This is a genomic window from Schaalia hyovaginalis (genome assembly GCF_014208035.1).
In the GTDB taxonomy this organism is placed as follows: Bacteria; Actinomycetota; Actinomycetes; order Actinomycetales; family Actinomycetaceae; genus Pauljensenia; species Pauljensenia hyovaginalis.
In genome coordinates, this window is record NZ_JACHMK010000001.1 from 1,405,916 (window position 1) to 1,431,780 (window position 25,865).

Annotated in this window: 23 protein-coding genes and 1 riboswitch; of the genes, 15 read left to right on the forward strand and 8 right to left on the reverse strand. The window is 69.1% G+C overall.

Features of this window, described 5'->3' with window-relative positions:
• Positions 1-4 precede the first annotated feature (4 nt).
• The 12 genes from HD592_RS06060 to lnt all read left to right on the forward strand — a co-directional run bounded on the left by HD592_RS06060 (position 5) and on the right by lnt (position 14,633).
• Positions 5-1,966: a primosomal protein N' family DNA-binding protein gene (locus HD592_RS06060; protein ID WP_184452537.1), complete on the forward strand. Its 1,962-nt coding sequence runs from the start codon at positions 5-7 to the stop codon at positions 1,964-1,966.
• 32 nt (positions 1,967-1,998) lie between these two features.
• On the forward strand, positions 1,999-2,940 hold the full coding sequence (gene fmt / locus HD592_RS06065; RefSeq protein ID WP_184452539.1) for a methionyl-tRNA formyltransferase: 942 nt from the start codon (positions 1,999-2,001) through the stop codon (positions 2,938-2,940).
• Entirely contained in the window at positions 2,940-4,409 is a 1,470-nt protein-coding gene (locus HD592_RS06070; protein ID WP_154477643.1) for a transcription antitermination factor NusB, read from the forward strand. Before fmt ends, HD592_RS06070 begins: the two co-directional genes overlap by 1 nt.
• A gap of 38 nt (positions 4,410-4,447) precedes the next feature.
• Positions 4,448-5,110, forward strand: a complete 663-nt coding sequence (gene rpe, locus HD592_RS06075) for a ribulose-phosphate 3-epimerase (RefSeq protein ID WP_154477641.1) — start codon at positions 4,448-4,450, stop codon at positions 5,108-5,110.
• Positions 5,111-5,176: 66 nt separating this feature from the next.
• Positions 5,177-5,301: riboswitch (FMN riboswitch) on the forward strand.
• A 52-nt stretch (positions 5,302-5,353) separates the two neighbouring features.
• A complete protein-coding gene (locus HD592_RS06080) occupies positions 5,354-6,127 on the forward strand; it encodes an ABC transporter permease (protein ID WP_184452541.1) in 774 nt (257 codons plus the stop codon).
• 10 nt (positions 6,128-6,137) lie between these two features.
• Positions 6,138-7,163 (forward strand): ABC transporter substrate-binding protein, encoded by a 1,026-nt coding sequence (locus HD592_RS06085; RefSeq protein WP_184452543.1) that lies wholly within the window; start codon positions 6,138-6,140, stop codon positions 7,161-7,163.
• A gap of 61 nt (positions 7,164-7,224) precedes the next feature.
• Positions 7,225-7,488 carry a phosphoribosyl-ATP diphosphatase gene (locus HD592_RS06090; RefSeq protein ID WP_184452545.1) on the forward strand — a complete coding sequence of 88 codons (264 nt, stop codon included), beginning with the start codon at positions 7,225-7,227 and terminating at the stop codon, positions 7,486-7,488.
• A 7-nt stretch (positions 7,489-7,495) separates the two neighbouring features.
• Positions 7,496-8,341 (forward strand): ATP phosphoribosyltransferase, encoded by an 846-nt coding sequence (gene hisG / locus HD592_RS06095; RefSeq protein ID WP_184452547.1) that lies wholly within the window; start codon positions 7,496-7,498, stop codon positions 8,339-8,341.
• A gap of 38 nt (positions 8,342-8,379) precedes the next feature.
• On the forward strand, positions 8,380-9,306 hold the full coding sequence (locus tag HD592_RS06100) for a WYL domain-containing protein (protein ID WP_184452549.1): 927 nt from the start codon (positions 8,380-8,382) through the stop codon (positions 9,304-9,306).
• Positions 9,299-10,237, forward strand: a complete 939-nt coding sequence (locus HD592_RS06105) for a helix-turn-helix transcriptional regulator (RefSeq protein WP_184452551.1) — start codon at positions 9,299-9,301, stop codon at positions 10,235-10,237. Before HD592_RS06100 ends, HD592_RS06105 begins: the two co-directional genes overlap by 8 nt.
• Complete coding sequence (locus HD592_RS06110; RefSeq protein WP_184452552.1) at positions 10,234-12,993, forward strand: DEAD/DEAH box helicase; 2,760 nt, start codon at positions 10,234-10,236, stop codon at positions 12,991-12,993. Before HD592_RS06105 ends, HD592_RS06110 begins: the two co-directional genes overlap by 4 nt.
• Entirely contained in the window at positions 12,990-14,633 is a 1,644-nt protein-coding gene (gene lnt, locus HD592_RS06115) for an apolipoprotein N-acyltransferase (RefSeq protein ID WP_320657597.1), read from the forward strand. Before HD592_RS06110 ends, lnt begins: the two co-directional genes overlap by 4 nt.
• Before the next feature lie 88 nt (positions 14,634-14,721).
• On the opposite strand, the gene HD592_RS06120 is transcribed toward lnt, so the two are convergent.
• Positions 14,722-15,087: an RNA polymerase-binding protein RbpA gene (locus tag HD592_RS06120; RefSeq protein WP_184452554.1), complete on the reverse strand. Its 366-nt coding sequence runs from the start codon at positions 15,085-15,087 to the stop codon at positions 14,722-14,724.
• Between the two features lie 217 nt (positions 15,088-15,304).
• Here HD592_RS06120 and HD592_RS06125 point away from each other — a divergent pair, with 217 nt between their 5' ends.
• Positions 15,305-16,084, forward strand: a complete 780-nt coding sequence (locus tag HD592_RS06125; protein ID WP_320657598.1) for a phosphatase PAP2 family protein — start codon at positions 15,305-15,307, stop codon at positions 16,082-16,084.
• A 78-nt stretch (positions 16,085-16,162) separates the two neighbouring features.
• Positions 16,163-17,677, forward strand: coding sequence for an Hsp70 family protein (locus HD592_RS06130; protein ID WP_184452556.1), 1,515 nt, complete (start codon positions 16,163-16,165; stop codon positions 17,675-17,677).
• Positions 17,678-17,746: 69 nt separating this feature from the next.
• Here the strand turns inward: HD592_RS06130 and HD592_RS06135 are convergent, their stop codons facing one another.
• From HD592_RS06135 to pepN, 7 genes are all read right to left on the reverse strand, one after another.
• On the reverse strand, positions 17,747-18,256 hold the full coding sequence (locus tag HD592_RS06135) for a MerR family transcriptional regulator (RefSeq protein WP_221437964.1): 510 nt from the start codon (positions 18,254-18,256) through the stop codon (positions 17,747-17,749).
• 155 nt (positions 18,257-18,411) lie between these two features.
• Positions 18,412-19,170, reverse strand: coding sequence for a transcriptional regulator FtsR (ftsR, locus tag HD592_RS06140; protein ID WP_184452560.1), 759 nt, complete (start codon positions 19,168-19,170; stop codon positions 18,412-18,414).
• Positions 19,167-19,595 carry an FHA domain-containing protein gene (locus HD592_RS06145; protein ID WP_154477623.1) on the reverse strand — a complete coding sequence of 143 codons (429 nt, stop codon included), beginning with the start codon at positions 19,593-19,595 and terminating at the stop codon, positions 19,167-19,169. The genes ftsR and HD592_RS06145 overlap by 4 nt, the downstream gene beginning before the upstream one ends.
• A gap of 78 nt (positions 19,596-19,673) precedes the next feature.
• The gene (locus HD592_RS06150) at positions 19,674-20,435 is read right to left on the reverse strand and encodes a DUF881 domain-containing protein (RefSeq protein ID WP_184452562.1); all 762 of its coding nucleotides are present in this window, start codon (positions 20,433-20,435) and stop codon (positions 19,674-19,676) included.
• A 1-nt stretch (position 20,436) separates the two neighbouring features.
• Complete coding sequence (locus HD592_RS06155) at positions 20,437-20,769, reverse strand: small basic family protein (protein WP_184452564.1); 333 nt, start codon at positions 20,767-20,769, stop codon at positions 20,437-20,439.
• 1 nt (position 20,770) lies between these two features.
• Positions 20,771-21,610, reverse strand: coding sequence for a DUF881 domain-containing protein (locus HD592_RS06160; RefSeq protein ID WP_154477617.1), 840 nt, complete (start codon positions 21,608-21,610; stop codon positions 20,771-20,773).
• The gene (gene pepN, locus HD592_RS06165) at positions 21,607-24,162 is read right to left on the reverse strand and encodes an aminopeptidase N (protein WP_184452566.1); all 2,556 of its coding nucleotides are present in this window, start codon (positions 24,160-24,162) and stop codon (positions 21,607-21,609) included. Before pepN ends, HD592_RS06160 begins: the two co-directional genes overlap by 4 nt.
• A gap of 81 nt (positions 24,163-24,243) precedes the next feature.
• On the opposite strand from pepN, the gene HD592_RS06170 reads away from it, so the two are divergent.
• Positions 24,244-25,827 (forward strand): UDP-N-acetylmuramoyl-L-alanyl-D-glutamate--2,6-diaminopimelate ligase, encoded by a 1,584-nt coding sequence (locus HD592_RS06170; protein WP_184452568.1) that lies wholly within the window; start codon positions 24,244-24,246, stop codon positions 25,825-25,827.
• Positions 25,828-25,865: the final 38 nt, after the last annotated feature.

A 25,865-nucleotide genomic window follows, 5' to 3' on the forward strand; every position in this document is an offset into this window, starting at 1 on the left:
GAGCGTGGACGAGCAGATAGCCCTTGAGGGATTCGCACCGGCGTCGGCGGAAGCGGCGCCGGTGGCGGCCGTGCTCGTCGATATCGATCTGCCCCACCTCGATCGTCCCCTGGATTACTCCGTCCCCGATGCCCTCGCGGGCGAGGTCGAGCCCGGAAGGATCGTCCGGGTGAGCCTCGCCGGCAAGCGCCGCTTCGGCTGGGTCGTGGAGGTGAAGTCCGCTTCGCCTCTCACGGCGCTCGCCCCGATCGAACGCGTGGTCTCGCGCGCCCCGGTGCTCACGCCCGGGCTCATCGATGTCGCGCGCAGGATCGCGCAGCGCAATCTCGCCACTTTGTCGCAGACGCTGTCCCTGGCGATCCCCGTCCGCCACGCGACAACGGAGAAGGACGTGCTGGCCTCGCCGCTTCCGGCGCTCGCCGCCTGCAGGGCGCCCGATGCGGCGCCCTGGCAGGGCGTTGCGGCGGCTCCGGCCCTCCTCGAGCGCATCGGTGCGGGACGGGTCCCCCGCGCGGTCTGGACCGCTCTCGGCCCGAAGCGGGACGCGCGCATCGTCGAGCTGGTCGCCGCAGCCGCCCATGCCGGGCGGGGCGTCCTCCTCATCGCCCCCACTTCGGCCCAGGCGCGGGCGATGGCGGAGCTCCTCACCCGGAGCCTCGGCGCCGAGGTCCGCCTCATCGACTCCGAATCGACCCCGGCCCACCGGTACCGCGTCCACCTCGAGGCCATGAAGGGCTTCACCCGCATCGTCGTCGGCACTCGTTCGGCCGTGTGGACGCCTCTGGCGAACCTCGGCCTCATCCTCGTCTGGGATGACGGGGATGATCGCCTGAGGGAGCAGCGCGCGCCCAGGTGCGACGCCCTCGACGTGGCCGTGGCCAGGTCCCACATCGAAGGATGCGCGCTCGTCGCCGCCGCCTACTCGCGCTCCGTGAAGGCCCAGCGCCTCGTGGAGACGGGCTGGGCGGTGAGCCTCGTCGAAGGCGTCGAGGCCAGGCGCGGGCTCTCGCCGATCGTGCGCGTCGCCGACGAGGTCGACGCCGAGGCCCAGGGGCCGGCCGGGGCGATGCGGATCTCCCCGTGGGCGCTGCGGACGATCCGTGAGGGGCTCGCATCGGGGCCGGTGCTCGTCCAGGTCGGGGCCTCCGGGTACGTGCCCGTCGTCTCCTGCGACAGGTGCCGCGCGATCGCCCATTGCCTGTACTGCTCGGGACCGGTGTCCAAGACCTCCGACTCGCATTTCGCATGCGCGTGGTGCTCGCGGCCCATGGCCGATTGGCGCTGCCCGAAGTGCTCGGGCACCCGGCTGCGCCATACGCGCGTGGGTTCGGAGCGCACCGCCGAGGAGATCGCCCGGGCGATGCCCACGGCATCGGTCCTCGCTTCGTCTTCGACGCACGCGATCACGCGGAGGATCCCCGCGGACCCGCAGGTCGTGATCGCCACCGCCGGTGCGGAGCCCGAGGCGAGCGGCGGCTATGCGGCCCTGGTGATCCTCGACGCCCGGGCGATCGCGGGACGGGCCGAGCTCTGGGCCCCGGAAGAGGCGATGCGCCGATGGTTCAACGCCCTCGCCCTCGTCCGGCCGGGCGCTCCCGCCCTCGTCGCCTCCTCCTTGGAAACCGCGATGGCGCAGGCCCTGATCCGTTTCGACCCGGTGGACTACGCTCAGCGCCTCCTCGACGAACGCACGGCGCTGGGGTACTTCCCCGCGAAGACGCTCATCGCCATCGACGGGCCCGGCCCGGATGTCGCGGCGGTGGCGCAGGCCGCCCAGTCCGAGGTGATCGGCACGATCCCGATCGGATCCGACGATGAACGGGCGCCGAGGGCGAGGGCGCTCGTCCGCTGCGATCACGCCGACTCCGCGAAGGTCTTCGCGAACATCTGGGCCGTCATGCAGCATCGCTCCTCCAAGCGCCTGCCGCCCCTCCGCCTCACCGTGAATCCGCCCGAGCTCTTCTGAGGGCCGGGGCCCCGCACGGGTAGACTGGTGCGGTGCGCATAGTCTTCGCGGGTACGCCCGCCCCTGCAGTCCCGGTCCTGCGCGGCCTCATCGGATCCGATCATGAGGTCGTCGCCGTTTTGACCCGCCCTCCGGCGAGGAAGGGGCGGGGGCGCGCTCTGTCGCCCTCACCCGTCGGGGAGCTCGCGGCGGAAGCGAGCCTGGAGGTCATCGAGGCCTCGAACTTCAAGGACGCCGAGATCCGCGATCGGGTGCGCCGCCTCGGTGCGGACCTGGGAGTGGTCGTCGCCTACGGCGCCCTTATCCCCGCCGAGGTGCTCGAGATGCCCGCCCACGGGTGGATCAATCTCCACTTCTCCGATCTTCCCCAGTACCGCGGCGCCGCACCGGTTCAATGGGCGATCCTCCGCGGCGAAACCCGCACCGCTTCCTCGGTGTTCCAACTGGAGGCGGGATTGGATTCGGGTCCGGTGTTCTCGCGCCTCCCGGTGGACATCGGCCACGAGACGGCGGGGCAGCTGCTCGATCGCATGGCCGAGCTGGGCGTCGGCCAGGTCCTCGAGGTCGTCGACGCCATCGAGGCAGGGAGCGCTGTGGCCGTGCCCCAGGACGAGGGGGAGGGGCTCATCCACGCCCGGAGGCTCTCCGTGCAGGACGGGTTCATCGATTTCCTCTCATCGGCCGCCGAGGTCGATCGGCGGATCCGGGCGCTGTCGCCCAACCCGGGCGCATGGACCGTCCTTCCCGACGGCAAGCGCCTCAAGCTCGGCGCGGTGACGGTGAGCGATGAGGACGGTCCTGAACCGGGGATCGTGGAAGCGGCGAAGCGATGCGTGAGGGTCGGCTGCGGCATCGGCTCCGTTGAACTGGGCCGGGTCGCCCCTGCCGGCAAGGGGTGGATGGAGGCGAGCGCATGGGCTCGCGGGGCCCGCCTCGCGCCGGGCGCGCGGCTCGGCCGAGGGGAGGGGTCCTGATGGCGACCCATCGCTACAAGGACGGCTACAGGGCGCTGTCGAAGGTCGACGGCGCTCGGCGCATCGCCTTCGACGTCCTCATGCAGGTCTATTCCGAAGACGCCTACGCCAATCTCGCCCTCGCGAAGGCCCTGCGGCGCGCCCGCGCGGATGAGCGCCTCGACTCACGCGATGCGGGGCTCGCATCCGAGCTCGTCAACGGCACCTTGCGGGCCCAGGGGCGCCTCGATTGGGCGCTGTCTCGCCACCTGTCGCGGCCGATGGCCGACCTGGATCTCGAAGTCCGGGTCCTCCTGCGCATGGGCGCGCATCAGATCCTGGACATGCGCGTCCCCGACCACGCGGCGGTCTCGACGACGGTCGACATCGCCCGTCACGTCCTCACCGACGGCCCGACGCGCATGGTGAACGCCGTGCTCCGTTCGCTCACGCGGATGGCGCCCGGAGAACTCGACGAGGCGCTCGAAGGGATCGCGGACCCGATCGAGCGCGCCGCGATCACCCATTCCCATCCCGCATGGATGGTCCGCGAATTCACCAGGGCGCTCGATGCTCACGGCTATCCGGGCGAGGAACTCGAGCCGCTGCTGGCGGGGGACAACGAACCCCCGCTCGTGACGCTCGTCGCCCGGCCCGGCCTCATAGGGGCGCAGGAGCTCGCCGATGAGGCGGCCGATGTCCTCGGGACCCGGGTCGCGCCGGGCTCCTTCAGCGAGTACGCCGTGCACATCGAGCACGGGGATCCCGCCGCCCTCACCGCGATCCGTACGGGGCTCGCGGGGGTTCAGGACGAGGGCTCCCAGCTCGCCGCGATCCTGCTCGCGGGAGCCGGGCTCACAGGCCCCGATGCCTCCTGGCTCGACCTGTGCGCCGGCCCCGGGGGCAAGGCGAGCCTCCTCGCAGCACTGGCCGGCCCCAGGGGCGCTGCGCTCACGGCGAACGAGGTGCACCCGCACCGGGCCCGGCTGGTCGAGCGCGCCTGCCGCGCCTTCGACAACGTCGACGTCGTCTCCGCCGACGGAAGGACTTTCGGCGGGCCGAAGACGCCGTGGCCGTTGGCCTCCTTCGACCGGATCATGGTCGACGCCCCCTGCACCGGCATGGGGTCGATGCGCCGCCGCCCGGAGTCCCGGTGGCGCCGCAAGCCGGAGGATCTTCAGGATCTCCTCCCACTCCAAGCGGCATTGGCCGCACGGGGCGCCGAGCTCTTGCGACCCGGGGGAGTGCTCGCCTACGTCACCTGTTCGCCCCAGGTCGATGAGACCCTCGGGCAGGTGGAGCGCCTTCTCGACAGGGGCGACCTCGAGCTGCTCGACGCGGTGGCCTTGGCGGAGTCGCTCGTCCCCGAATCGCTCGGAGTCCCCGAGGGCGCAGGGACGGTCGGCGCTTCGAAGGGGCGGGTGCTCCAGCTCTGGGAGCACCGGATGGGCACCGACCTCATGTTCATCTCCCTGTTCAGGCGTCGATGAACGGCGTTTCGCGGGTCCGGAACCGATAGCATGGGCGCATGAACGCGACGATCTCACCTTCGATCCTCAACTGCGACATCGGCGACCTGCGCGGGGAGCTCGAGAAGATCTCCGGGGCGGACGTCGCCCACGTCGACGTGATGGACAACCACTTCGTGCCGAACCTGTCATGGGGTCTGCCGGTCGTCGAAGCGGTCGTGAAGTCGGGCGTCCTCCCCGTCGATGCGCACCTCATGATCGAGGACCCCGATCGCTGGGCGCCCCTGTACGCGGAGGCGGGATGCGCCTCGGTGACCTTCCACGCGGAGGCCGCGCACGCGCCGCTCCGCCTGGCCCGGGAGCTGCACCGCATCGGCTCCAAGGTGGGGCTCGGCCTCAAGCCCGCGACCGATATCGCGCCCTTCGTCGACATCCTCTCCGAGTTCGACATGATCCTCGTGATGACGGTCGAACCGGGATTCGGCGGTCAGTCCTTCATCGAGTCGATGCTGCCGAAGGTGCGCCGCACCCGGGAGGCGGCGCGCGCCGCGGGACTGGAGCTGTCCATTCAGGTCGACGGCGGCGTGTCGAGGGCCACGATCGAGCGGGCGGCCGAGGCCGGCGCGGACAATTTCGTAGCGGGATCGGCGGTCTTCAAGGCCGAGGACGCCTACGCCGAGGTCGAGGTGCTTCGCGCCCTGGCGAACGCGCACATGCACTGAGCCCCCGGCGCGGCGCGCCGTTCGTGAGGGGCGGTTCGCCCTCCGCCGCGCGCAGTGGCATGATAGGAGCGGCTCCGGGGTCGGTGAAAGTCCGAGCCGGCGGTGACAGTCCGCGACCCATCTGCCAGCAGATGGTTGAATCGGTGGAATTCCGATACCGACGGTGAAAGTCCGGATGGGAGGAGCAACGGGTGCGCCTCGGCGCACCCGTGCCGTGCGCACCCCGGTGCCGGAAGGACCGCTGTGGCACGCAGACATCGCCCGACGCGTCGCGCGAGCGTCATTGCGCCCATTGCGCTCCTCGTCTTCGCACTCCTCGCATGGTGGGCGACGACGAGTCTTTCCGGCATCGAAGCGTGGCGCCTGCCGAGTCCCGGCGGCACCTGGGCGCGCCTGGTCACAATGGCCTCGTCCGCCTCGCTGTGGTCGAAGACCGCGGTGACGGCCGGCGAAGCGCTATCGGGTTCGCTGCTCGGCGCCCTCGTCGCCCTTCCCCTCGCGTATCTCATCTACCGCTCGCCCCTCGTATCGGCGGCGGTCGAGCCCTTCCTCGGCGCCACTCAAGCGCTTCCGGCGATCGCCCTCGCGCCGCTCCTCGTTCTGTGGATCGGCTACGGGCCCGCTTCGATCACGGTGCTCTGCGCACTCATCGTCTTCTTCCCGATCCTCGTCTCGACTTCCGTCGGCCTTCGTCATCTCGACCCGGAGATCCTCGAAGCCGCGGAGCTCGATGGCGCTTCGGGGCTGACGATGGTGTTCGGCATCGAGTTCCCGCTCGCCGCCCCTTCGATCCTCGGCGGCATCCGCAACGGCTTCACCCTGTCGGTGACCGGTGCGGTGGTCGGCGAGATGGTGATGGGCGGGGCGGGCCTCGGCCAGGTCCTCACGCAGGCCCGGGCCGCGGTCGACACGGCGGGGATGTTCGTGATCATTGGGATCCTGTGCCTGCTCGCGACGATCGTGTACGTCGTGATCTACCGGATCGAGCGCTCGCACAAGTACACCCTCGCTCAGTGAAGGAGCCCTCATGACGCACTCCATGCCCCGTCTCGCCGCCCTCGCGGCGTGCTCCGCCCTCGTCCTCGCGGCGTGCGGCGGGCAGACTGCGCCCGACGCCTCGCAGTCCGCGGCCGCCGACGCGGCCCCCCTGGTCCTCGGCCTCACCTACATCCCCAACGTCCAGTTCGCACCCGCCTACATCGCTGCGGATGACGGATTCTTCACCGAACGCGGCATCGATGCGACCATCCGCCACCACGGCGCGGACGAGGGGCTCTTCACGGCGCTCGTCGCGGGCGACGAGGACGTGGTCATCGCCTCGGGCGACGAGGCGGTCGTGGGCGCGGCCTCCGGGATGGATCTCGTCTCGATCGGCGCCTACTACCGCTCGTACCCCGGCGTCGTCATCGTCCCCTCGGGCTCGGATGTCACGGAGCTGGCCGACCTCAAGGGCAAGACGATCGGGATCCCGGGCGAGTACGGCTCGAACTGGTACGCCACTCTCGCCGCCCTCAACGAGGCCGGGCTCTCGACTGAGGACGTGACCATCGCGTCGATCGGATACACCCAGCAGGCGGCGATCGCCGCCGGGCAGGTCGATGCCGTCGTCGGATTCACGAACAACGACCTCGTTCAGATGGAGCGCGCCGGTCTGAACGTCCATTCGATCCCGCTGGGATCCGATGTCCCCCTCGTCGGCGCCTCGATCATCACGACACGGGCGTGGGCCGAGGCCAACCCCGGGCTCGCGAAGCAGGCGGTCGCGGCGATCGCCGCCGGCGTCGACGCCGCGATCTCCTTCCCGGATCACGCCTTGGAGGTGACCGCCCTAAGGGACGACACCCTGTCGGATGCGGCGACCCTGCAGACGGCGAAGTCCGTGCTGGATGCGACGATCCCCCTGTGGCGGGGCGATGACGGTGCGCCGACCCCCGTTCAGGACACCGGCACCTGGACGAAGATGGTCTCCTTCCTCGGGACGATCCCCGGTCTGCTCCAGGGGGGCGTCGATCCCGCCGCGGTGGTGACGAACGACTATGCGGGTGGCGAGTAGCCCCGTTCCGAGTTTCGGCGCGCCGGGGCGGCGGAGTGCGCCCTGCCTCTAGAGTGGGCCCGTGACTACATTCGAGAACCTCTTCGCCGAACTGTCCGAGAAGGCCCAGACCCGCCCCGAGGGTTCCGGGACCGTTGCCGAACTCGACAAGGGCGTCCATGCGATCGGGAAGAAGATCATCGAGGAGGCCGGCGAGGTCTGGATGGCCGCGGAGTACGAGAGCCTCGACGACTGCGCCCTGGAGATCTCCCAGCTCCTCTACCACGCCCAGGTCATGATGATCGCCAAGGGGCTCACGCTCGACGACGTCTACCGTCACCTCTGAGGAAACCATGCTGCGCATTGCCGTCCCCAACAAGGGGTCACTGTCCGAACCCGCCATCGAGCTCCTCGCAGAAGCGGGGTACCGCACGCGTCGGCGGGGCCGCGAACTCGTCCTCACCGACGCGGTCAACGATGTGGAGCTGTTCTTCCTGCGTCCGCGCGACATCGCGGTGTACGTGGGGAGCGGCTCAATCCACGCCGGGATCACGGGACGGGATCTCCTGCTCGATTCGGCGACGCGCGCGGTCGAGCACCGGGCGCTCGGATTCGCCCGCTCGACCTTCCGATTCGCCGCGCCGATCGGGTGGATCGGCGATCTTCGCGAGATCGCGGGGAAGCGGGTCGGTGCCTCCTACGATCACCTCGTTCGCTCCTACCTGGAGTCGAAGGGGATCGAGGCCGAGGTCGTGCACCTCGACGGGGCCGTCGAGTCCTCGGTGCGCCTGGGCGTGGCCGACCTCATCGCGGATGTCGTCGAGACCGGTTCGACGCTGAGGGCGGCGGGCCTCGAGGTCTTCGGCGATCCGATCCTCGAATCCGAGGCGGTCCTCATCACCCGTGAGGAGCTGCGCGACGACCCGGCCCTGGCGACCCTGGACCGCAGGCTCCAGGGCGTGCAGGTCGCGCGCTCCTACGTGATCGTCGACTTCAACGTCCGCGAGCAGGACCTGGAGAAGACGATCGCGATCGCGCCCGGTTTCGATTCGCCAACCATCAGCCCGCTCCTCGATTCGGAGTGGCGCGCGGTGCGCGTCATGGTCGAGGTCGAGGGGATCAATCTCGTGCTCGACCGTCTCCATGAGGCCGGCGCGCGCGGGATCATCGTCACCGAGCTCAAGGCATCCCGACTCTGATCGGCGCCGGTGCCGCCTCCGGGTCGTAGGCTTGGCCCGTGAAGGAGAACGTTTCAACGAGCACCCGGGTCCTCGGGCTCCTCATCGAGCTCCTCGGTGCCGAGCGCCCGAGGAGCAAACGGAGGCTGAGGGAGCTGCCGGGCTATCGCGGTCTGAGCGGCGCCGCTTTCGAGTCGCAGTTCCAAAGGGACAAGTCGGCGTTGCGCGATGCGGGCATCCTCGTCGAACTCGTCGGCGGCGGGGACGACGCCTACACGATCTCCTCCGATTCCTTCGCGTCGGCGCCGGTCGCCCTCGATGATCTCGATGGGGCGCTCGTCCAGCTCGCTGTGTCGGCCTGGAACCCGCGCGAGGCGGATCCTTCACTCATCGATCCGAAGATCGCGGCCCTTTCCACGGGCGCTTCTCCAGCGGCGGGGCGCCTCACCCTCGGGCTCGAGGGTGCGGAGACGGTCGCCCGAATCGTCGAGGCGATCGCGGATCGGCGGATCGTGTCCTTCGAGTACCGTTCGGTGAACGGCGCTTTCGCCCGAGCGGTCGAGCCCTGGCGACTGGTCGTTAGAGGGCGGGCCCTGTACCTGTGGGGGGCGGATCTCGATCGTGAGGGCCAACGCCTGTTCAGGCTGTCGCGATTCGATTCGCCCGTCGAGTTCCTGGGAGAGCCCGGCGATGCCGGGCCCGTCCCGGAGGACCTCGCGGCTCCTTTCGAGGCGCAGCTCATCGCCCCGCTGCTGCTCGTCCGGGAGACAGCGGCGGCCGGGATCCGGCGCTTCATCGATGAGGGCGATGGGCTCCGCGACGGGAAGTGGCGCGAGGCCCGGGGAGAGCCGGGGGAGAGGGGAGAGTGGGTGTCCCGCATTCTCAGCGAGGTCGAGGACGTGGTCGTCCTCGAACCTGAGGACTTGCGCGAGGAGATTCTCGAGCGTCTTCGCGTCGCGGAGTCGTGGGGTGGTGCCAATGCCTGAGGTCGTCCCCGTCGCGATCGCGCGTCTGCTGTCCCTCCTCGCCTGGATCGGGGAGCATCCCGGTGCCGATGTGGCGGACGCCGCCGCGCGCTTCCAGCGTTCCAAGCGCCAGATCCGGCGCGATATCGAGGCACTCGGCTCAGTGGGTGATTCTCTTCCTGGAGCGTCCTTCGAGATCGATTGGGATCTTTACGAGGTCGAGGATCGTCTCCGGATCCACTCCACGATGGGCGTGGACCTGCCGCCGCGCCTGACCGCGAAGGAGGCCTCGGCGATCCTGGTGGGGCTGGCCGCCCTCGCGCCCAGTCTGGGCGCGGAGCTGAGGGCCCGGATCCCTCGGACGGCGCTCGCCGTGCGCGCCCTGGCGGGTGCGGGCGTCCCCGATCCGCTCGTGATCGCGGAGGAGGGCGCCGACGTCCGGGTGCGTCTGGACCTTCTCGCCCGGGCGATCGGCGGCGCGATCCCGGTGGCCTTCACCTACGCGCGCGATGGCGCTCCCGCGAAGCGCAGGGAGGTGGAGCCCTGGGATGCGCGTCTCGACGGGGGAGAGTGGATTCTCCGTGGATGGTGCCGTGAATCCGAGGGCGAGAGGAACTTCGCCGTCTCGCGGATGTCGGATCTCGAACTCCTCCCGGGACGGGTCATGCACTCGGCTCCGACCGCGGCGAACGAGGGTGAGACGGTGATCGTGCGGACCACTGCCAGGGGGCGCTGGGTCGGCGAGGAATTCGCGACGGTGAGGACGCGGGAATCCGGCGAGGACATCGAATTGGAAGTCCCCGTATGGAACGAGGGATGGTTCGACTCCCTGCTGCTCGACCTCGCCCCCTGCGTCATCGAGGCGCCCGCGGATGCGAAGGCGCGCAGCGCCGCTCGGGCGCGCAGGGCCCTTCGGGCCTGGGAAGAGGCGACTGCGGGGGAGGGGCGATGAGTCCGAAGCGGAGGCGCTCCCGTGAAGCGCCGGTCGACGCGGATGATGAGGCGCCGAGCGCGGCCGAGCGCATGGCCCTCTTCAAGGCCGCGATGAGGCAGGAGAAGACGCATCGGGCCGAGTACGTGCGCGGGCTCTCCTTCCTCCCCGATGCCTTCCAGATCGAGGCGATGGATGCCCTCGAGGCGGAGGAGAACGTCCTCGTCGCCGCGCCGACGGGGGCGGGGAAGACCATGATCGGCGAGTTCGCCACGTCATTGGCGCTCTCCAGGGGGCGGCGGAGCTTCTACACCGCTCCGATCAAGGCCTTGTCGAACCAGAAGTTCGCCGAATTGAGCGAGCGCTTCGGCCCCGGATGCGTGGGCCTGCTCACCGGCGACGCTTCGATCAACCCGGGCGCTCCGGTCGTCGTCATGACGACCGAGGTCCTGAGGAACATGATTTACGCGGGTTCGGATCTGGGCGACGTGGATTCGGTCGTGCTCGACGAGGTGCATTACCTCGCGGACCGCTTCCGGGGCCCGGTGTGGGAGGAGGTCATCATCCACCTGCCGAGGAGCGCCCGGGTCGTCGCTCTTTCCGCCACGGTTTCGAATGCAGAGGAGTTCGGCGCGTGGATCCAGGAGGTCAGGGGCGGCTGCCGGGTGATCGTCTCCGAGATCCGGCCGGTTCCCCTGTACCAGCACATGGTGGTCGGCAGGACGATCTACGACCTCTACGGCCCCGGGAGGCGCGCGGAGGAGGGACGGCTCAATCCGGAGCTCCTCGCCGCTGTGTCGAACCCCTCCGCGTCCGAGGGCGGGCGCGGTTCACGGAATTGGCGCCTCCCCCGTTCCCGGGCGCCCCGAGAATCGAGGCCCTCGACGCTCATCAGCCTCGATCGCGCGGGGCTCCTGCCCGCCATCACATTCGTCTTCTCCCGAGCGGGATGCGAGGCCGCGGTCGATCAGGTGCTCGCTGCGGGGATCGTGCTCACCTCGCCCGAGGAGGCGCGGAGGATCCGTCATGAGATCGAGTCGGTGACGGCGGCGATCTCGCCGGAGGACTTCGCGGTGCTGGGCGTGTCCCATTGGGCCGAGGGGCTGGAGCGCGGTGTCGCGGCGCATCATGCGGGGATGCTCCCCCTCATGAAGGAGACCGTCGAGCGCCTCTTCGCCCGGGGCCTCATCAAGATGGTGTACGCGACGGAGACCCTCGCCCTGGGGATCAACATGCCGGCGCGTTCGGTCGTCATCGAGTCCTTGATGAAGTGGAACGGCGTCGAGCACGTGCGCCTGAGCCCGGGGGAGTACACGCAGCTGTCCGGGAGGGCCGGTCGGCGCGGCATCGACACGGAGGGGCACGCGCTCGTCCTTCATCGCGGCTCGGTGGCCCCCGAGGAGGTCGCTTCGCTCGCCTCGAAGCGCACCTATCCGCTCATCAGCGCCTTCACCCCGCGGTACAACATGGTCGTCAATCTGCTCGATCACTCGACCCGCGCCAAGACGCGCTCGCTGCTGGAGACCTCCTTCGCGCAGTTCCAGGCGGATGCTTCGCTCGTGCGCCTTGCGGCGCGGGTCAAGGAGCTTCAGTCGGACAAGGACGCGCTGCGCGAGGCGATGCGCTGCGATCTGGGGGATGCGGGCGAGTACTTCCGACTGCGCGACGAGCTCTCCCTGGCTCAGAAGGCGGCGGCCCGCGAGCGCAGGAGCGCGATGCGGGTCGCCCAGTCCGATCTGCTCGCCTCCTTGGGGCCGGGGGACGTCATCGCCTATGGGCGAGGGCGCAGGAGCCTGTACGCGGTCGTCGCCTTCCAGTCCCAGACCGCGATCGGGAGGGTTTCGACGACGGTCATCGGAACCGATGGGAAGTTCCATACCCTCGGGGCCCAGGACTGCGCGGCGGATCTGCGCAAGGCGGGCCGGATGAGCATCGCGGGAGGCTCGGCGCTGCGCAGGAACAAGGAGCGCACGCGCATCGCGGAGCAGTTGCGGCGCCTCGTGCGCTCCGGTCGGCTCGTCGAGGCCCGTCCCGTCGTCGCAGGTGCGCAGGCCTGCGACCTTGAGGCCCTCGAAGCGAGGCTCCGCTCTCATGGGGTGCACCGCTGCCCGAAACGTGAAGAACACGCGAAGGCCGGGTACCGCTGGGCGCGTCTGGACCGGGAGGGGAGTGCGCTCGAGAAGAAGATCGACGCGCGCTCGCACTCCGTGGCGAAGCGTTTCGACAAGGTGTGCGTGGTCCTCGAGGAGCTGGGCTTCATCGACGGCGATCGCGTGACCGAGCGCGGGCAGCAGCTGCGCCGGATCTTCGGCGAACGCGACCTCATCGTCATGGAAGCGCTCGCATCTCGAGCCTGGGAGGGGCTGGACGATCCGGAACTCGCTGCGATCGTATCGACCTGCGTCTTCGAGTCGCGGTCCGAGAACGGGCCGGCGGGCCCGCCCGAGCACCTGCCGCCCTCGCTCTCGCGCGCCTGGGATGCGACGATCCGGGCGGCTGAACGCGTGCGCGAGGCTGAGGAGGCTGCGGGCCTCGAGGCCTCTGCGCTTCCGGATCCGGGATTGATGGGGCCCTGCTTGGCATGGGCGAATGGTGCGAGTCTGTCCACTGCCCTCCTCGAGGAGGAGATGCAGGGCGGCGACTTCGTCCGCTGGATCCGTCAGGTGGTGGATCTGCTCGATCAGCTCCGCGGGCTCGACGATCCCGGGCTCGCGGTCGGTGCGCGTCGAGCGAAGGACCTTCTGGTCCGCGGCGTCGTCTCCTGGAGCGCGCCGTGAGCTGGTCGGGTCTTCGACGGCTCCTGCTCGCCGCCGGCGCCGGATTCGCCATGTGGGCCGCGTTCCCCGACCTGTCGTGGTGGTGGCTCATCGTCCCCTCGTTGGCGGTCCTCTTCGTCCTCGTCGATCACGCCTCGACGGGCCGGGCCCTCGTGGCCGCCTTCGTCTTCGGCGCGTGCTGGTGGCTTCCCCTCACCGATTGGGTCGTCCTGGCGACAGGAGGGAGGCTTCCGTGGTTCGCCTTGGCGGCGACGCAGGTCTGCTGGCTCCTGGTCTGGGTGCTCATCGTGCGGGTCGCATCGGTATGGGCCTGGGCGCAGGCCTGGTGGGGCCAGATCCTCGTCTACGTCCTGAGCTGGGTGGGCGTCGAACAGGCGCGCGGGCATTTCCCCTGGTCCGGTTTCCCCTGGGGCAATGTCGCGATTCCCCAGGTCGACTCGCCATTGGGGAGGCTCGCCCCCTTCGGGGGAGAGGTCCTCGTCTCCATGGTCGTCGTCACGCTCGCGGTGCTCGTGCGCAGGGCCTTCTCCTTGCGCACCGATGAGGACGTGAAGCACTGGTGGACCCGCCCCTTCCTTCTCCTTTTCGCGCTGGCCTTCGTCGTCGGCAGCGCCCTGGCGCCCCTCGCCGCCGCCCAGGAGGCGGGATCGGTGCGAGTGGGCGTCGTCCAGGGGAACATCGAGCTGCCCGGTCCGCGGACTTTCGCGATCGAGGGCAAGGTGACCGCGAATCATGCGGCGGTCTCGCGCGAGCTCGCTGAACACGCCGAGGCGCCGATCGACTTCGCGATCTGGGGGGAGACCGCCGCGGACCGCGATCCCCGGGAGTCCTCGATCGTGTCCGCCTCCCTCGATTCGGCCGCGCGGGTCCTCGACGCGCCGATCCTCTTCGGATTCGCGAATATGAGGGACGGGTACCGGTGGAACTGGCTGGGCGTCTGGTACCGGGGGTCGGGCGTGGACGAGGGGGAGCTGTACGCGAAGCAGAAGCCCGTCCCCTTCGGGGAATTCATTCCCTTCCGCTCGTTCATCTCGGCGCTCGCCACGGAGGCCGCGCAGGTCAACGTCGATATGGCCGCGGCTGATAATCCTGCGCTCATGCGCGTCGGGCTCGCGGATTCTCGCACGATCCCCGTCGCGGTCGGCATCTGCTTCGAATCGGCCTACTCCTCGGTGATCGGGCAGGGCGTGCGCGAGGGCGGTCAGCTCATCATCGCGCCCTCGAACAACTACCATTTCCGCACTTCGGCCGAATCCGCTCAGCAGGCGCAATTGCTGAGATTCCGCGCATTGGAGTTCTCACGTTCTGCGGTCCAGGCCTCGACAACCGGAGAATCCGTTGTGATCAGGCCGAATGGTGCGATTCAAGCGAAGACCGGGCGCCAGAGCGCGGAGTATCTCATCGAATCGCTCCCATTGCGGACCACGCTCACGCCCTCGGCGCGCATGGGGGAGTGGCCGGCCTTCATCATCATGTCGGCGTGCGCCTTCTTCACCCTCCTCAGCCTCGCGGTGCTCATCGGCCGCGCGCTGTCGGTCCGACGCCGGAAGCGGCCGGGCGCTCAGGCGTCCCGGGCGAGCCTCCGAGAAGAGGCGGGGGCGCCGAGGGGCGGGACGGGAATCCGTGAAGCGGGGGGATGAGGACGCCCCGGACTCAACATTATGTCAGATCCGGGGCGCTTCTTTCGGCTGCCGATCATGCCGGGCTCTCGGCCCGAGGGCGAGGGGTTCAGCTCTTGCGGTAGTGGCCCTCGGGGCGCAGACGGCCTTCGCGGTAGGCGGTGAGCTGTTCGTTGAGGACGACTTCGAGCTCTTCGAGGCTGCGGCGCTCGCAGAGCATGTCCCAGTGGGTGCGTACGGGCTTCGCCGGCTTCGTCTCGGTGTCCTCGGGGGCCTCGCCGACGAGTTCCGCGGTGGTGCCGCAGCGGCATCCCCAGGTGGGCGGCGCAGTGGCCTCCACCGACAAGGGCATCTCGAAGACGTGCCCGTTGGGGCAGGCGTACTTCACCGTGTAGCGATCCGCGAAGACGACGCCGTCCTCGGACTCCATCGACTTCGATCCGATCTGCATGCCTCGAAGTGCGCGATCCGCCATGACATCCTCCTCAGTGGATAATGGAACCCCCGGTATTTTAGCGGACTTCCCCCCCTGCCCGCCGAGCCGATAATGTACATTATGTCAGATCGTCGCTTTCGTATCAGGGATCACTCCCGATTCCCCCCGATTCGCACCGGAGTTTCTCGAGAACTCCCCTCACCGCGCATACGATGAACGCCGGACGCCGAAATAGCCGGCGGGAATCGAGGAACACGTGAGCACCGCTCTTGAGGCAGTCGGAGTCGCGACCCAGGTGAAGCGCCGGAGCGGCATCATCGAGATCGCCCTCGTCCTGGCGAGCGCGGCCGCCTACTCCGTGCTCTGCTTCCTCGCGCCGGTCCTGCCCCGCACCGCCTTCGCCAACGCGCGTCAGATCCTCGCCGTCGAGCACGCGCTCGGCATCGACATCGAGCTCGACGCCAACCTCTGGCTGCACGCCCGCCCCCTCCTCGCGAGCATCTCCTCCACGTACTACTCCCTCTCCTTCTTCGCGATCACATGCACTGCGCTGGCCATCGTGTGGATGAAGCGCCATGAGCGCTACGGACTCGCCCGCAATTCGCTCTTCCTCATGACGGGGGGCGCCGCCCTCACCTATTGGACCTATCCCCTGGCCCCTCCGCGTCTCATGCCGGAACTCGGCTACGTCGACGCCGTTGCGACCCAATCGGCCGTCGGCTCGGGCTACACGCAGTTCGCAGAGGCCCTCGCGAATCCCTACGGCGCCATGCCCTCGATGCACACGGGATGGGCCGTCTGGACGGCCGTCGTCCTCGGCGCCTTCGTCTGGACGAAGTGGTGGCAGCGCCTCCTCCTGCTCATCCACCCGCTGATGACGATCGCGGTCATCATCGCGACCGGGAACCACTACGTCCTCGACGCCTTCGCCGGCGTCTCGTACTGCATCGCGGCCGCAGTCATCGTGGGCGCAGTCACCGCCTTGCGCACCCCTCCCCCGGAGCCGTATCCGCCGAGGAGGGCTGAAAGGACTTGACCGTTCGCAGGAGGCTGGGGGTGTTCGCACCGCGCTCGGCGTGAACCGCGTCGGCCCGAGCGGCGATAGTCTGGGCGCATGAAGTTCGGAGTAGATTTCGGCACCACGCGCACGACCGTCGCCCTCGTCGATCGGGGCAACTATCCCCTGGTCTCCTTCATCGATCCGAGTGGAGACGATCACGACTACGTGCCCTCCGTGATCGCCCTCGGCGAGGACGGCCTGCTCTTCGGCTTCGAGGCGGAGGCCGCGGCCCTCGAGGGCGCCCCTCATCTGCGCTCCTTCAAGCGCCTGCTCTCCGATCCCGAGCTGTCCCCGACATCGACGGTCCGCCTCGCCAACCGCGACTACCCCCTCCTCGAACTCGTCTCCCGCTTCCTCGCCCACATCGCCGACATGATCCGCACCTCGTCCTCGGTGTCGATCGGGCGGGCGGGAGAGCCCCTCGAGGCGGTCGTCGGCATCCCCGCGCACGCCTGGTCCGCCCAGCGCTTCCTCACGCTCGAGGCCTTCCGCTCGGCGGGATGGACGGTTCGTGAAATGCTCAACGAGCCCTCGGCGGCGGGGCTCGAGTACACGCATCGCCACGCCGGGACTCTGAACTCGCGGCGCACGTCGGTGCTCGTCTACGACCTCGGCGGCGGCACCTTCGACGCCTCGCTCGTCGAAGCCGCCGGCACCGCCCATACGGTCATCGCCTCGCGCGGCGACAACATGCTCGGCGGTGACGACTTCGATGAGGTGCTCCTCGCCTGCGCACTCGAGTGCGCAGGGCTGCGCGCCGTCGACCTCCTGGAGTCGGAGCGGGCCGCGCTGCTCCGTGAATGCCGGATCGCGAAGGAATCCCTCTCGCCGCAATCGAAGACGATGAGCGTGGAGGTCCGCGCTCGCACGGTCATGATCCCGGTCCCCGTCTTCTACGAGAGGGCGTCGGCCCTCGTTGCGCACACATTCGGCGTCCTCGACCCCCTGCTCGACAGTCGCGGGGACGGCGAGCGGGTCCTCCCGGACTCGGTGGCCGGGCTCTACGTCGTCGGAGGCGGATCCCGACTCCCCCTCGTGGCCCGGATGCTGCGGACGAAGTTCGGGCGCCGGGTGCATCGCTCGGCGCATACGGCGGGATCGACGGCGATCGGCCTGGCGATCGCCGCGGATGAGACGGCGGGCTACTCCCTCGCCGATCGTCTTTCGCGGGGCGTCGGAGTCTTCAGGGAACTTGATTCCGGTCGAGCGGTTTCCTTCGACGCGCTCCTCTCCCCCGATGCCAGATGGACGCCGGGAGAATCCACCGTCGTCACCCGCCGCTATCGCGCGGCGCACAACATCGGCTACTACCGCTTCGTCGAGTACCGTCAGCGCGATGAAGAAGGCGTTCCCCGCGGCGAGGTCTCGCCCTTCGGTGAGCTGCTGATGCCCTTCGACCCGGGGCTCCGCGTGAAAGGACTCGACCTTAGCCGCATCGGCATCGTGCGCACCGAGGACGGCCCCCTGGTCGAGGAGCGCTATCTCGTCGACGAGAACGGGATCGTGAAGGTCGAAATCGAGGATCTCGAAACCGGCTACGTGGCCGCCGCCCACCTGGGCGAGGGGTGAAGCGAAAGGGTGAAAGCGCGCGGGGCTGCGGCCCCGCGGGTTCCGATGAGGGATCCGGGGCCCGCCCGATCAGGACACCGAGCGCTTCTTGCGCCGGCGCTCCGCGAGTTCGTCCACCGGTTCGAGGCGCTCGATCGGCAGATCGGCGAGCGTGCCCTCGACCTCGCGCCAGACGCGCCCCACCGCGATGCCGAAGACGCCCTGACCGCCTTGAAGAAGATCGATCACCTCATCGGTCGATGTGCATTCGTACACGGAGGCGCCGTCGCTCATGAGGGTGATGGAGGCGAGGTCGTCCACTCCCCTGTCCTGGAGCTGGACGACCGCCGTGCGCACCTGCTGCAGGGAGACCCCCGTGTCCAGGAGCTTCTTGACGATCTTGAGAACCAGGATGTCCTTGAAGGAGTAGAGGCGCTGCGAGCCCGAGCCGCGCGCGGCCCGAACGGAGGGCTGCAGGAGCCCGGTGCGCGCCCAGTAGTCGAGCTGACGATAGGTGATGCCGGCGGCGGAGCAGGCGACGGGCCCGCGGTACCCGAGGCCGTCGCCCTCAAGACCTTCCAAGGGGTCGCCGAAGAGCATGGCTTGCCGCTGGGCGGCATCAATGGATTCGGCGCTCACTGAGCACTCCTTCGAAGGGTCGGGGTGTTGACGGCAGCTCTCACGCTAGGCGCAGGCGGGAGCCCGGTCAATGAGGCGCGCGGAGAGTCTCACCTTCAAGTTGAGATTGAGAGTTCTCAACCGCCCTGAGGATGCAGCTGGGACAAGGACACGCGCAGGAACTCCCGATGCAGGTCGGCGAGGAGCTCCCCCGCCTCCCCCGTACGCGCGATCGCGCGTTCGGCATCCCCCGAGCGCAAACGCGAGGACTGCGAGGAAACGGTCTGGGCGATGATGTCCGCGCTGCGTTCCGCACCGGTGCGCACCGACCTCAAGAGCCTCACGTCGAACCCGGAATCCTCCAGGCCCACGAGCAGGGAGACGATCTGCACCGTCCGGGAGGGGAAATAGCCCCCGAGATCCGGCGCGATGAGCCCGAGCTTCACGAAGCGCTCGAGCGCCTCGACCCCGACGCCCGTCAGATCGGCGAGGTCGCGCGCCGAAATCGAACGCGCGTTGCCCGGCAGCACGACGCGCCCCCGGGAGGCCACCACGCGCGCCCTGGGGGTCGGGCGGACCTCGTGCCCCGCGTCGAGGGCGCGCAGCTGATCCCCGATGACCTTGAGGGGGGTGAAGGAATCCCGCTGCGCGGCAAGGATGAAGCGGAGGCGCTCGATGTCCGCGCGCGAGTACTTGCGATACCCCGCCCCCGTGCGCGCCGGGCTGACGAGCCCCTGCTCCTCCAGGAAGCGCACCTTGGAGAGGGTGATCGCGGGATACTCGGACTTCAGCTCCGAAACGACCTGCCCGATCGACAAGACGGGCGAGCGGTCGACGTCCCGGGGCCACGGTTCGGGCGCCTCAAGGGGCGCCTCGACCTGACGAAGGGCGCTCATGCGTTCTTCGTGGAGGGCTGGTAGGTGAGGCGGTACTTCCCGATCTGAACCTCGTCACCGGCGTTGAGGCGGAGCTGCTCGACGCGCTCGCGATTCACGTAGGTGCCGTTGAGGGATCCCGAATCGCGCACGACGTGCCCGCCGTCCTCGGCGAGGAACTGGCAGTGCCTGCGCGAGACCGTCACATCGTCCAAGAAGATGTCGGACTTCGGCGAACGCCCCGCATTCGTCACCTCACGATCGAGGAGGAAACGGGCCCCCGTGTTGGGGCCGCGCTGGACGATGAGGAGCGCGGAACCGGCGGGCAGGGCCTCGACCGCCTCACGATCCCGGGCCGACAGAACGACGGGGGCGTCGGTGTCATCGGCGGCGGTCAGACCGAATAGCGAGGTGGAAGTCGGATCGATCATAGGCGACTGCTCCATCGTCCCTCCTTGTCAATGGTTGAACACAACATCTGGGGCAAGTCTAAGCGCTCTTCGGGCCCGTGAGCGCGCCGATGCCTATTCCGAACCTTCGGCGGAGGCGAATCGGGGCTCGAGCGGCGCGGCGGTGGACTCGATGAGGACGTCATCGGCCTCGACGATCGACACCTGCGCCCCCTTGGCCCGCATCTGCGCCGCGGCGCCGGCCTGGATCTCCAATGCGGTCGAGATCGTGTCCGGATCGCCGATGATCTTCCAATCGTAAGGGGCGGTCATCGGCTGGCCGTCGACGTAGACCGTCGAAGAATCGGAGGAGGTGAAGGAGGAACGGGCCGTCAGACGCACGCCGTTGAGCTCGACGGCCTCTGCGCCGGCGTTGCGCAGCTCGCCGAGGGTCATGACGAATTCAGTCGACGCGAGCCTCGAGGCGGGATCGGTGACGCGCACGAGGAACCCCGGCCCGTGCACCGCGACGAGCCCCGCGTTGATGCGCGCCTGCTCGAGGGTCCGGCGCGCGGCCTCGGCAGCGGCCTCCTGCTCCGTGGCGGCGCTCTCGAGCTCTTGAACCTGCTGCTGAAGGGAATTGCGCTCCTGGCGCAGGGAGTCCTCCTGAGTGGACAACTCCGAGAGGAGCACGACGAGATCCTCCTCGGAGAGAGAATCGAGGGGATCCATGCGCTGCGCCCGCACCTGGGTGACGAGCGCGAACCCGAGGATGAGGCAGATGACGAGCAGCAGCACGTGCATCGCGCGCGGACGGGCGAAGAGCGCCTTGCGGAATCGGGTGCCCAGGGTGACGCGCGAGGCGCGGGTAGCGGGCGGAGGCGGCGGTGTCGACATGTCAGGCCTTGAAGATGAGTCGGCGGATCGAAGCCGTATTCGAGAAGATGCGGATGCCGAGGACGACGACGACCGCCGTGGTCATGGCCGAACCCACGCCGAGCTGGGTGCCGAGCAGGACGAGGAGGCAGGCGACGACGACGTTCCAGAAGAACGACATGACGAAGACCCGGTCGTGGAAGGCGCCCTCGAGCCAGGCCCTGGTCGCGCCGAAGAGGGCGTCGAGCCCGGCGACGACGGCGACCGGGAGGAACGGCTGCACCCATGAGGGCACGGTCGGGTCGAAGTAGAGTCCGAGGGCGATGCCCAGGACGAGACCGATGACGGCGAGCACGTCATTCTCCTTCGCTGGTGTCGAGGGTCTGGACTGTACGCGTGACGCGCAGGTCGAGCGCGGGAAGGCTGAGTGAGGAATCGGCCGCGCTGGTGAGCGCGATGCCGTTGACCGATGATGCGCTCGAGAGGAAGTCCCCGGTCGAGCCCCTGACGAGGGCGACCGACATCGGATTGGCATCGCCGATGGCGGTGACGACATAGGGCGATTGGATCGGCGTGATGTTGATGAGGATCACCGATCCGGCCTGTCTGATGAAGGTTCCGGGGCCGATGCGGATGTCGTTGATGGCGATCGCCTCCGCGCCGGCCGACCACAGCGCGTTCACGACCACGTTGAGGTCGATATCGCGGACCTGACCGGCGGTGGTGCCGTTCTTCGGGGCCGCTTCGGAGTCCTTGAGGGTCACGACGAGGCCGGGCCCTTGCGCGGCCTTCAGGGAATTCGCGAGGGCGAGGGAGGGGGCCAGATCCGCGGAGGCGTTCGAGCTCGATGTCCGATTCGCCCTGGCGGACAGGGCGCTCAGGTCCGATTGGAGGGTCTCGACCGCAAACTGGCGGGATTTCGCCTGGTCGCGCAGCTCGTCGGCCACATCATGCTCGGATGCGGCCCGCAGGGCGCTCACGGCCGTCACCGAGGCGAGGCCGAGGGCGATGGAGAAGAGGACCACGAGGACCTTGTGCCAGGCCTTGAGCGCCCCGGAGGCGGGCTCCTCGTAGTGCGTGTACCCGAGGTCGAGCGGATTGGCGAGGAGCTGGTTGAGGAGGGACATGGAGGCCGCGGGGTCCTCCCCCTCCCCCGCGCCCGCCGGCCCCTTCGTCATGCGGGGATCGGAGCTCATGGGCGACCCCACAGGGACTGGACGCGGAGGCGGCGCTCGCTTGAGTCGAGGGTCTCGATGAGGAGGCGCCTCAAGGGCGCGGGAGCATCGGGATGGGCGTCGAGCCAGGTCGTCAATGATTCGACGCGATAAGCGCCGGTCGAGGGGTCGTCGACGTCGACCTGCCCGAGGAAGGCGCCGGTGACGAAGCGAATGCCGAGGCCGATCGTGCGGGTGCTCCAGAACTCCTCGAGGATCGCCAAGGCCCGGTCCTCGCGACCCGGGTCGGCCAGGCCGGAGATCGCCAAGCCCTCGAAAGCCGCGGAGAGATGATCATTAGCTGTGCCGACGGCCGTGATGAGGCTCCATGCCGCCTCGTGCGCCTCGACGGAGGGCAGAGCCGCTCGAGCACGGACCAGGGCCCGTGCGGCTTCACCGCTCGGCGACTCGTGGAAGCGCTCGAGGAGCCAGGCCTCGTCGACCTCGCCGCGGGCGGCCAGGGCCGCACGGGCGAGCCACCCGGTCTGCGTGTGGGCCGAGGCGGTCTCCCGGAGGAAATCGCCCGTCCCCGGAACCTCCGCGCTGGTCGCGAGGTCGATGGTGAGCCTCGTCCAGGCGCGGGCGCGATCCGGATCGCCGCTTCTCGACAGGCGCAGGGCGGCCGTCAGCGCGTCCTCCCTCTCGGGGGCCCGCCTGGATCCGGCGAGGAAGCCGACGGCTTCACGGATCATGGCGAGGAGGCGTGAAGCCAGGGCGTCATCGCTTTCGTGCTCGGCATGCGCCAGCGCCGAGCGGATGAACGAGGAGGGATCGAGAAGGCCGTCGCGGACGGCGTTCCACAATGACGCCCAGACGACGCACCGCGTCATGAGCTCGGGGCAGGTCCCGATGCGGGCCAGTGCCGTCGCCTGCGATCGCGGGTCGAGCCTCGAGACCGCGTAGGTGAGGTCGCCGTCGTTGACGACGACGAGATCGAGTTCGGCGTCCGCGCCCGGCCGATCCAGACTCGCCCGGGGATCGACGAGGGCGGAGCGCCCTTCCATTCGCAGGTCGGATGCGAATCGGCGTTCGAGACGGCCCGAGGTGAGGGCCCACCCGGTGACGAGGAGGCGATGGGGGCGCGTGACCGGCGAGTCGGCGGCGTCCACGAGCGTGAACCCCGTGACCGCGCCCGAGGGGGCGGTCGTCCATGAGGCTTCGAGGACCGACGGGCCCGAGGTCTTGAGCCAGGCGTCCGCCCACTCGGACAGGTCGAGGTGCGCGGCCCCGCCGAGGCATCCGAGCAGATCGTCGAAGGTCGCGCAGGAGAAGGCGTAGCGGCGGAAGTACTCCCTGGCGCCGGCGAAGAAGGCCTCCTCGCCGACCCATGCGACGAGCTGATCGAGGACCGCCGCGCCCTTCGCGTAGGTGATCCCGTCGAAGTTCGTCTTCGCCGCGCCCACATCGGGGATCTCGGCGGCGATCGGGTGGGTCGTGGGCATCTGATCCTGCTCGTAGGCCCATGCCTTGCGGCCGACGGCGAAGGCGGCCCGCTCCCCCGAATAGACGGTCGAACGCGCTGCGGCGATGGCCCCCTGATTCTCCGCGAAGGACTCCTTGAGCCACAGGTCGTCCCACCACCGGGGAGTGACGAGATCTCCGAACCACATGTGGCACATCTCGTGGAGGATCGTATTCGCCCGGCGCTGGCGCTCCGCGAAGGTCGGAGTCTCCCGCGACAGGTAGGTCTCGTTGAAGGTGACGCAGCCCGGATTCTCCATCGCCCCCAGGTTGTATTCGGGGACGAACACCTGATCGTAGCCTCCCCACGGATAGGCGAATCCGTAGACCGAGTGGTAGAAGTCGAGGCCCGCCCTCGTCACTTCCAGGATGTCCTCGGAATCCATCGACGACGCCAGAGCCGCACGGCACATGAGGCGCAAGGGGACCTCGATGGGGTCCTCGCCCTCGACTCCCCCGCGCCACGAGCCGCCGTCGACCACGGCCCACTGCCCGGCGACGACGGCGGTGATGTAGCTCGACAGGGGGCGAGTTGGCGAGAACTCGTGCCGCACCCCGCCGTCGATCGGGCGGGCCGACAGCTCCTGACCGTTCGAGGAGACGACCCAGCCCTCGGGGGCATCGACGACGAAGCTCCACCTGGCCTTCATGTCCGGCTGGTCGAAGCAGGGCCAGGCGCGATGCGCATCATTCGGCTCGAACTGCGTGTAGAGGTAGACGCGCGCGTCCTCCGGATCGACATAGCGGTGCAGGCCCTCCCCCGAACGGGAGTAGGCGCATCGGGCCACGACCTCGACGACCGCGTCGCGTCCGAGGGGCAGGCCACTCACATGGAGGCGTTCGTCTTCGAAGACGATGGGACGGGCCTCGCCGTCGACGCTCAGTCCGAGCGCTTCGCCCGCGAGATCGATGAAGGTCTGCGGGGCCCGGGCCCTCAGCACGAAGGTCGAGCGGACCGTGTAGGCGTCGGCCCTCGAGTCCGCTGCTGAACGCAGGTCGATCTGGACGCGCACGGAATCCAGGACGATCGCTTCGGACCGTTCACGCGCTTCGGTCATCGTGAGAACTCGCATGTCTGAGAGTCTACGGAAGAACCCTTCGCGCCCGCGGTACGAAGCGGGCGGGTCCGGTCACGGCGAAGGTAGAGTACGGGCATGACTTCAGTGGTAGACATCCGACCCGCCGTCGCTCCCCTCCCCCTCCCCCGGGCCCTGGAAGGCGTTTCGATCGAGGCGCTGTTCGGCCCTTCGGGCGAGCCCATCGCACTCGAGGACGCGGGCGCCGTCGAGGTGCGCGGCGTCACCGTCTCCTCGAACGACTGCGACCGGGACTGGATCTTCGTGGCGATTCCCGGCCTCACCCAGCACGGGGTCCGCTTCGCGCACGCGGCGAAGACGGCGGGAGCCGCGGTGCTCGTCACGGATGCCGAAGGCGCGAACATCGCTCGGGGAATGAGCCTCGGACTGCCGATCGTCGTGTGCTCCGACCCGCGTTCGGCGACCGCTGCGATCGCGAGGACCGTCTACGGCTCGCCCGCCTCGCGCCTGACCACGATGGCGGTGACGGGGACGAACGGCAAGACGACGACCTCCTTCCTCATGCGGGCCGCCCTCGGCGTCCACCACCCCGACGCGAGTCTGTGCGGAACGGTCGAGACCCGGATCGGGGACCTCAGGTTCCGCTCCGATCAGACGACGGCGGAGTCGCCCGTCGTCGAGAGGTTCCTCGCATCGACCCTCGAGAAGGGGCTCGGCGCAGCCGTCGTGGAGACGAGCTCCCACGCCTTGAGCTTCGGCCGTGTCGACGGGATCGTCTTCGACGTCGTCGGATTCACGAATCTGCAGCACGATCACCTGGACTACTACGGCGATATGGAGTCCTACTTCGCGGCGAAGAAGAGCCTCTTCACCCCCGAGCACTCGGCTCGGGGCGTCGTCTGCGTCGACGACGAGTGGGGCCGCCGCCTCGCTTCGGAGGCGGGCGTCCCCGTGACCACCGTCGCCGCCCTGTCGACCGGGGATGCCGATTGGCGCGTCGAGGACATCCACCCCGAGCGTTCGATCGGGAGGACCGTGTTCACCCTCGTCGATCCCGACGGGGACGGGCACCGGGTGGCGATGCCGATTCTCGGCGAGGTCAACGTCCAGAACACCGCGGTCGCGATCGTTGCGGCGGTCCAGCTCGGATACCCGGTCGATGACGTCATCCGCGCCGTCGAGGGGGCCGAGCAGATTCCGGGGCGCATGGAGAAGGTCAACCCCGAGCCGGGCGCTCAGCCGCTCGTCATCGTCGACTACGCCCACACTCCCGAGGCCCTCGAATGGACTTTGCGCTCGACGCGGGAGCTCACGGCCGGGCGCCTCCACATCGTCTTCGGCACGGACGGCGACCGGGACGCCTCGAAGAGGGAGATTCTCGCCGCCATCGCCGCCCGTGAGGCGGATGTCCTGTGGGTGACCGATGAGAATCCCCGAACCGAGGACCCTCAGCGGATCCGCGATTACCTCCTTCGAGGCGTGGCCGCCGTCCGTCCCGGGCTCGAGGACGTCACCGAGATCCGCACGTGCCGCCGTGATGCGGTGCGGCGCGCGATTCTCGCGGCGGATGCCGGGGACACCGTGATCATCACGGGCAAGGGCGCCGAGTGGTACCAGGACATCGAGGGCATCAAGCACGAGTACAACGACGTGCCCGTAGCCCGTGAAGTCCTCGCCTACGACGTCCGCTCGCATCTGTGAGATCCGCCGGGACCCCGCCTTCACGCCGAGCCGGAGGT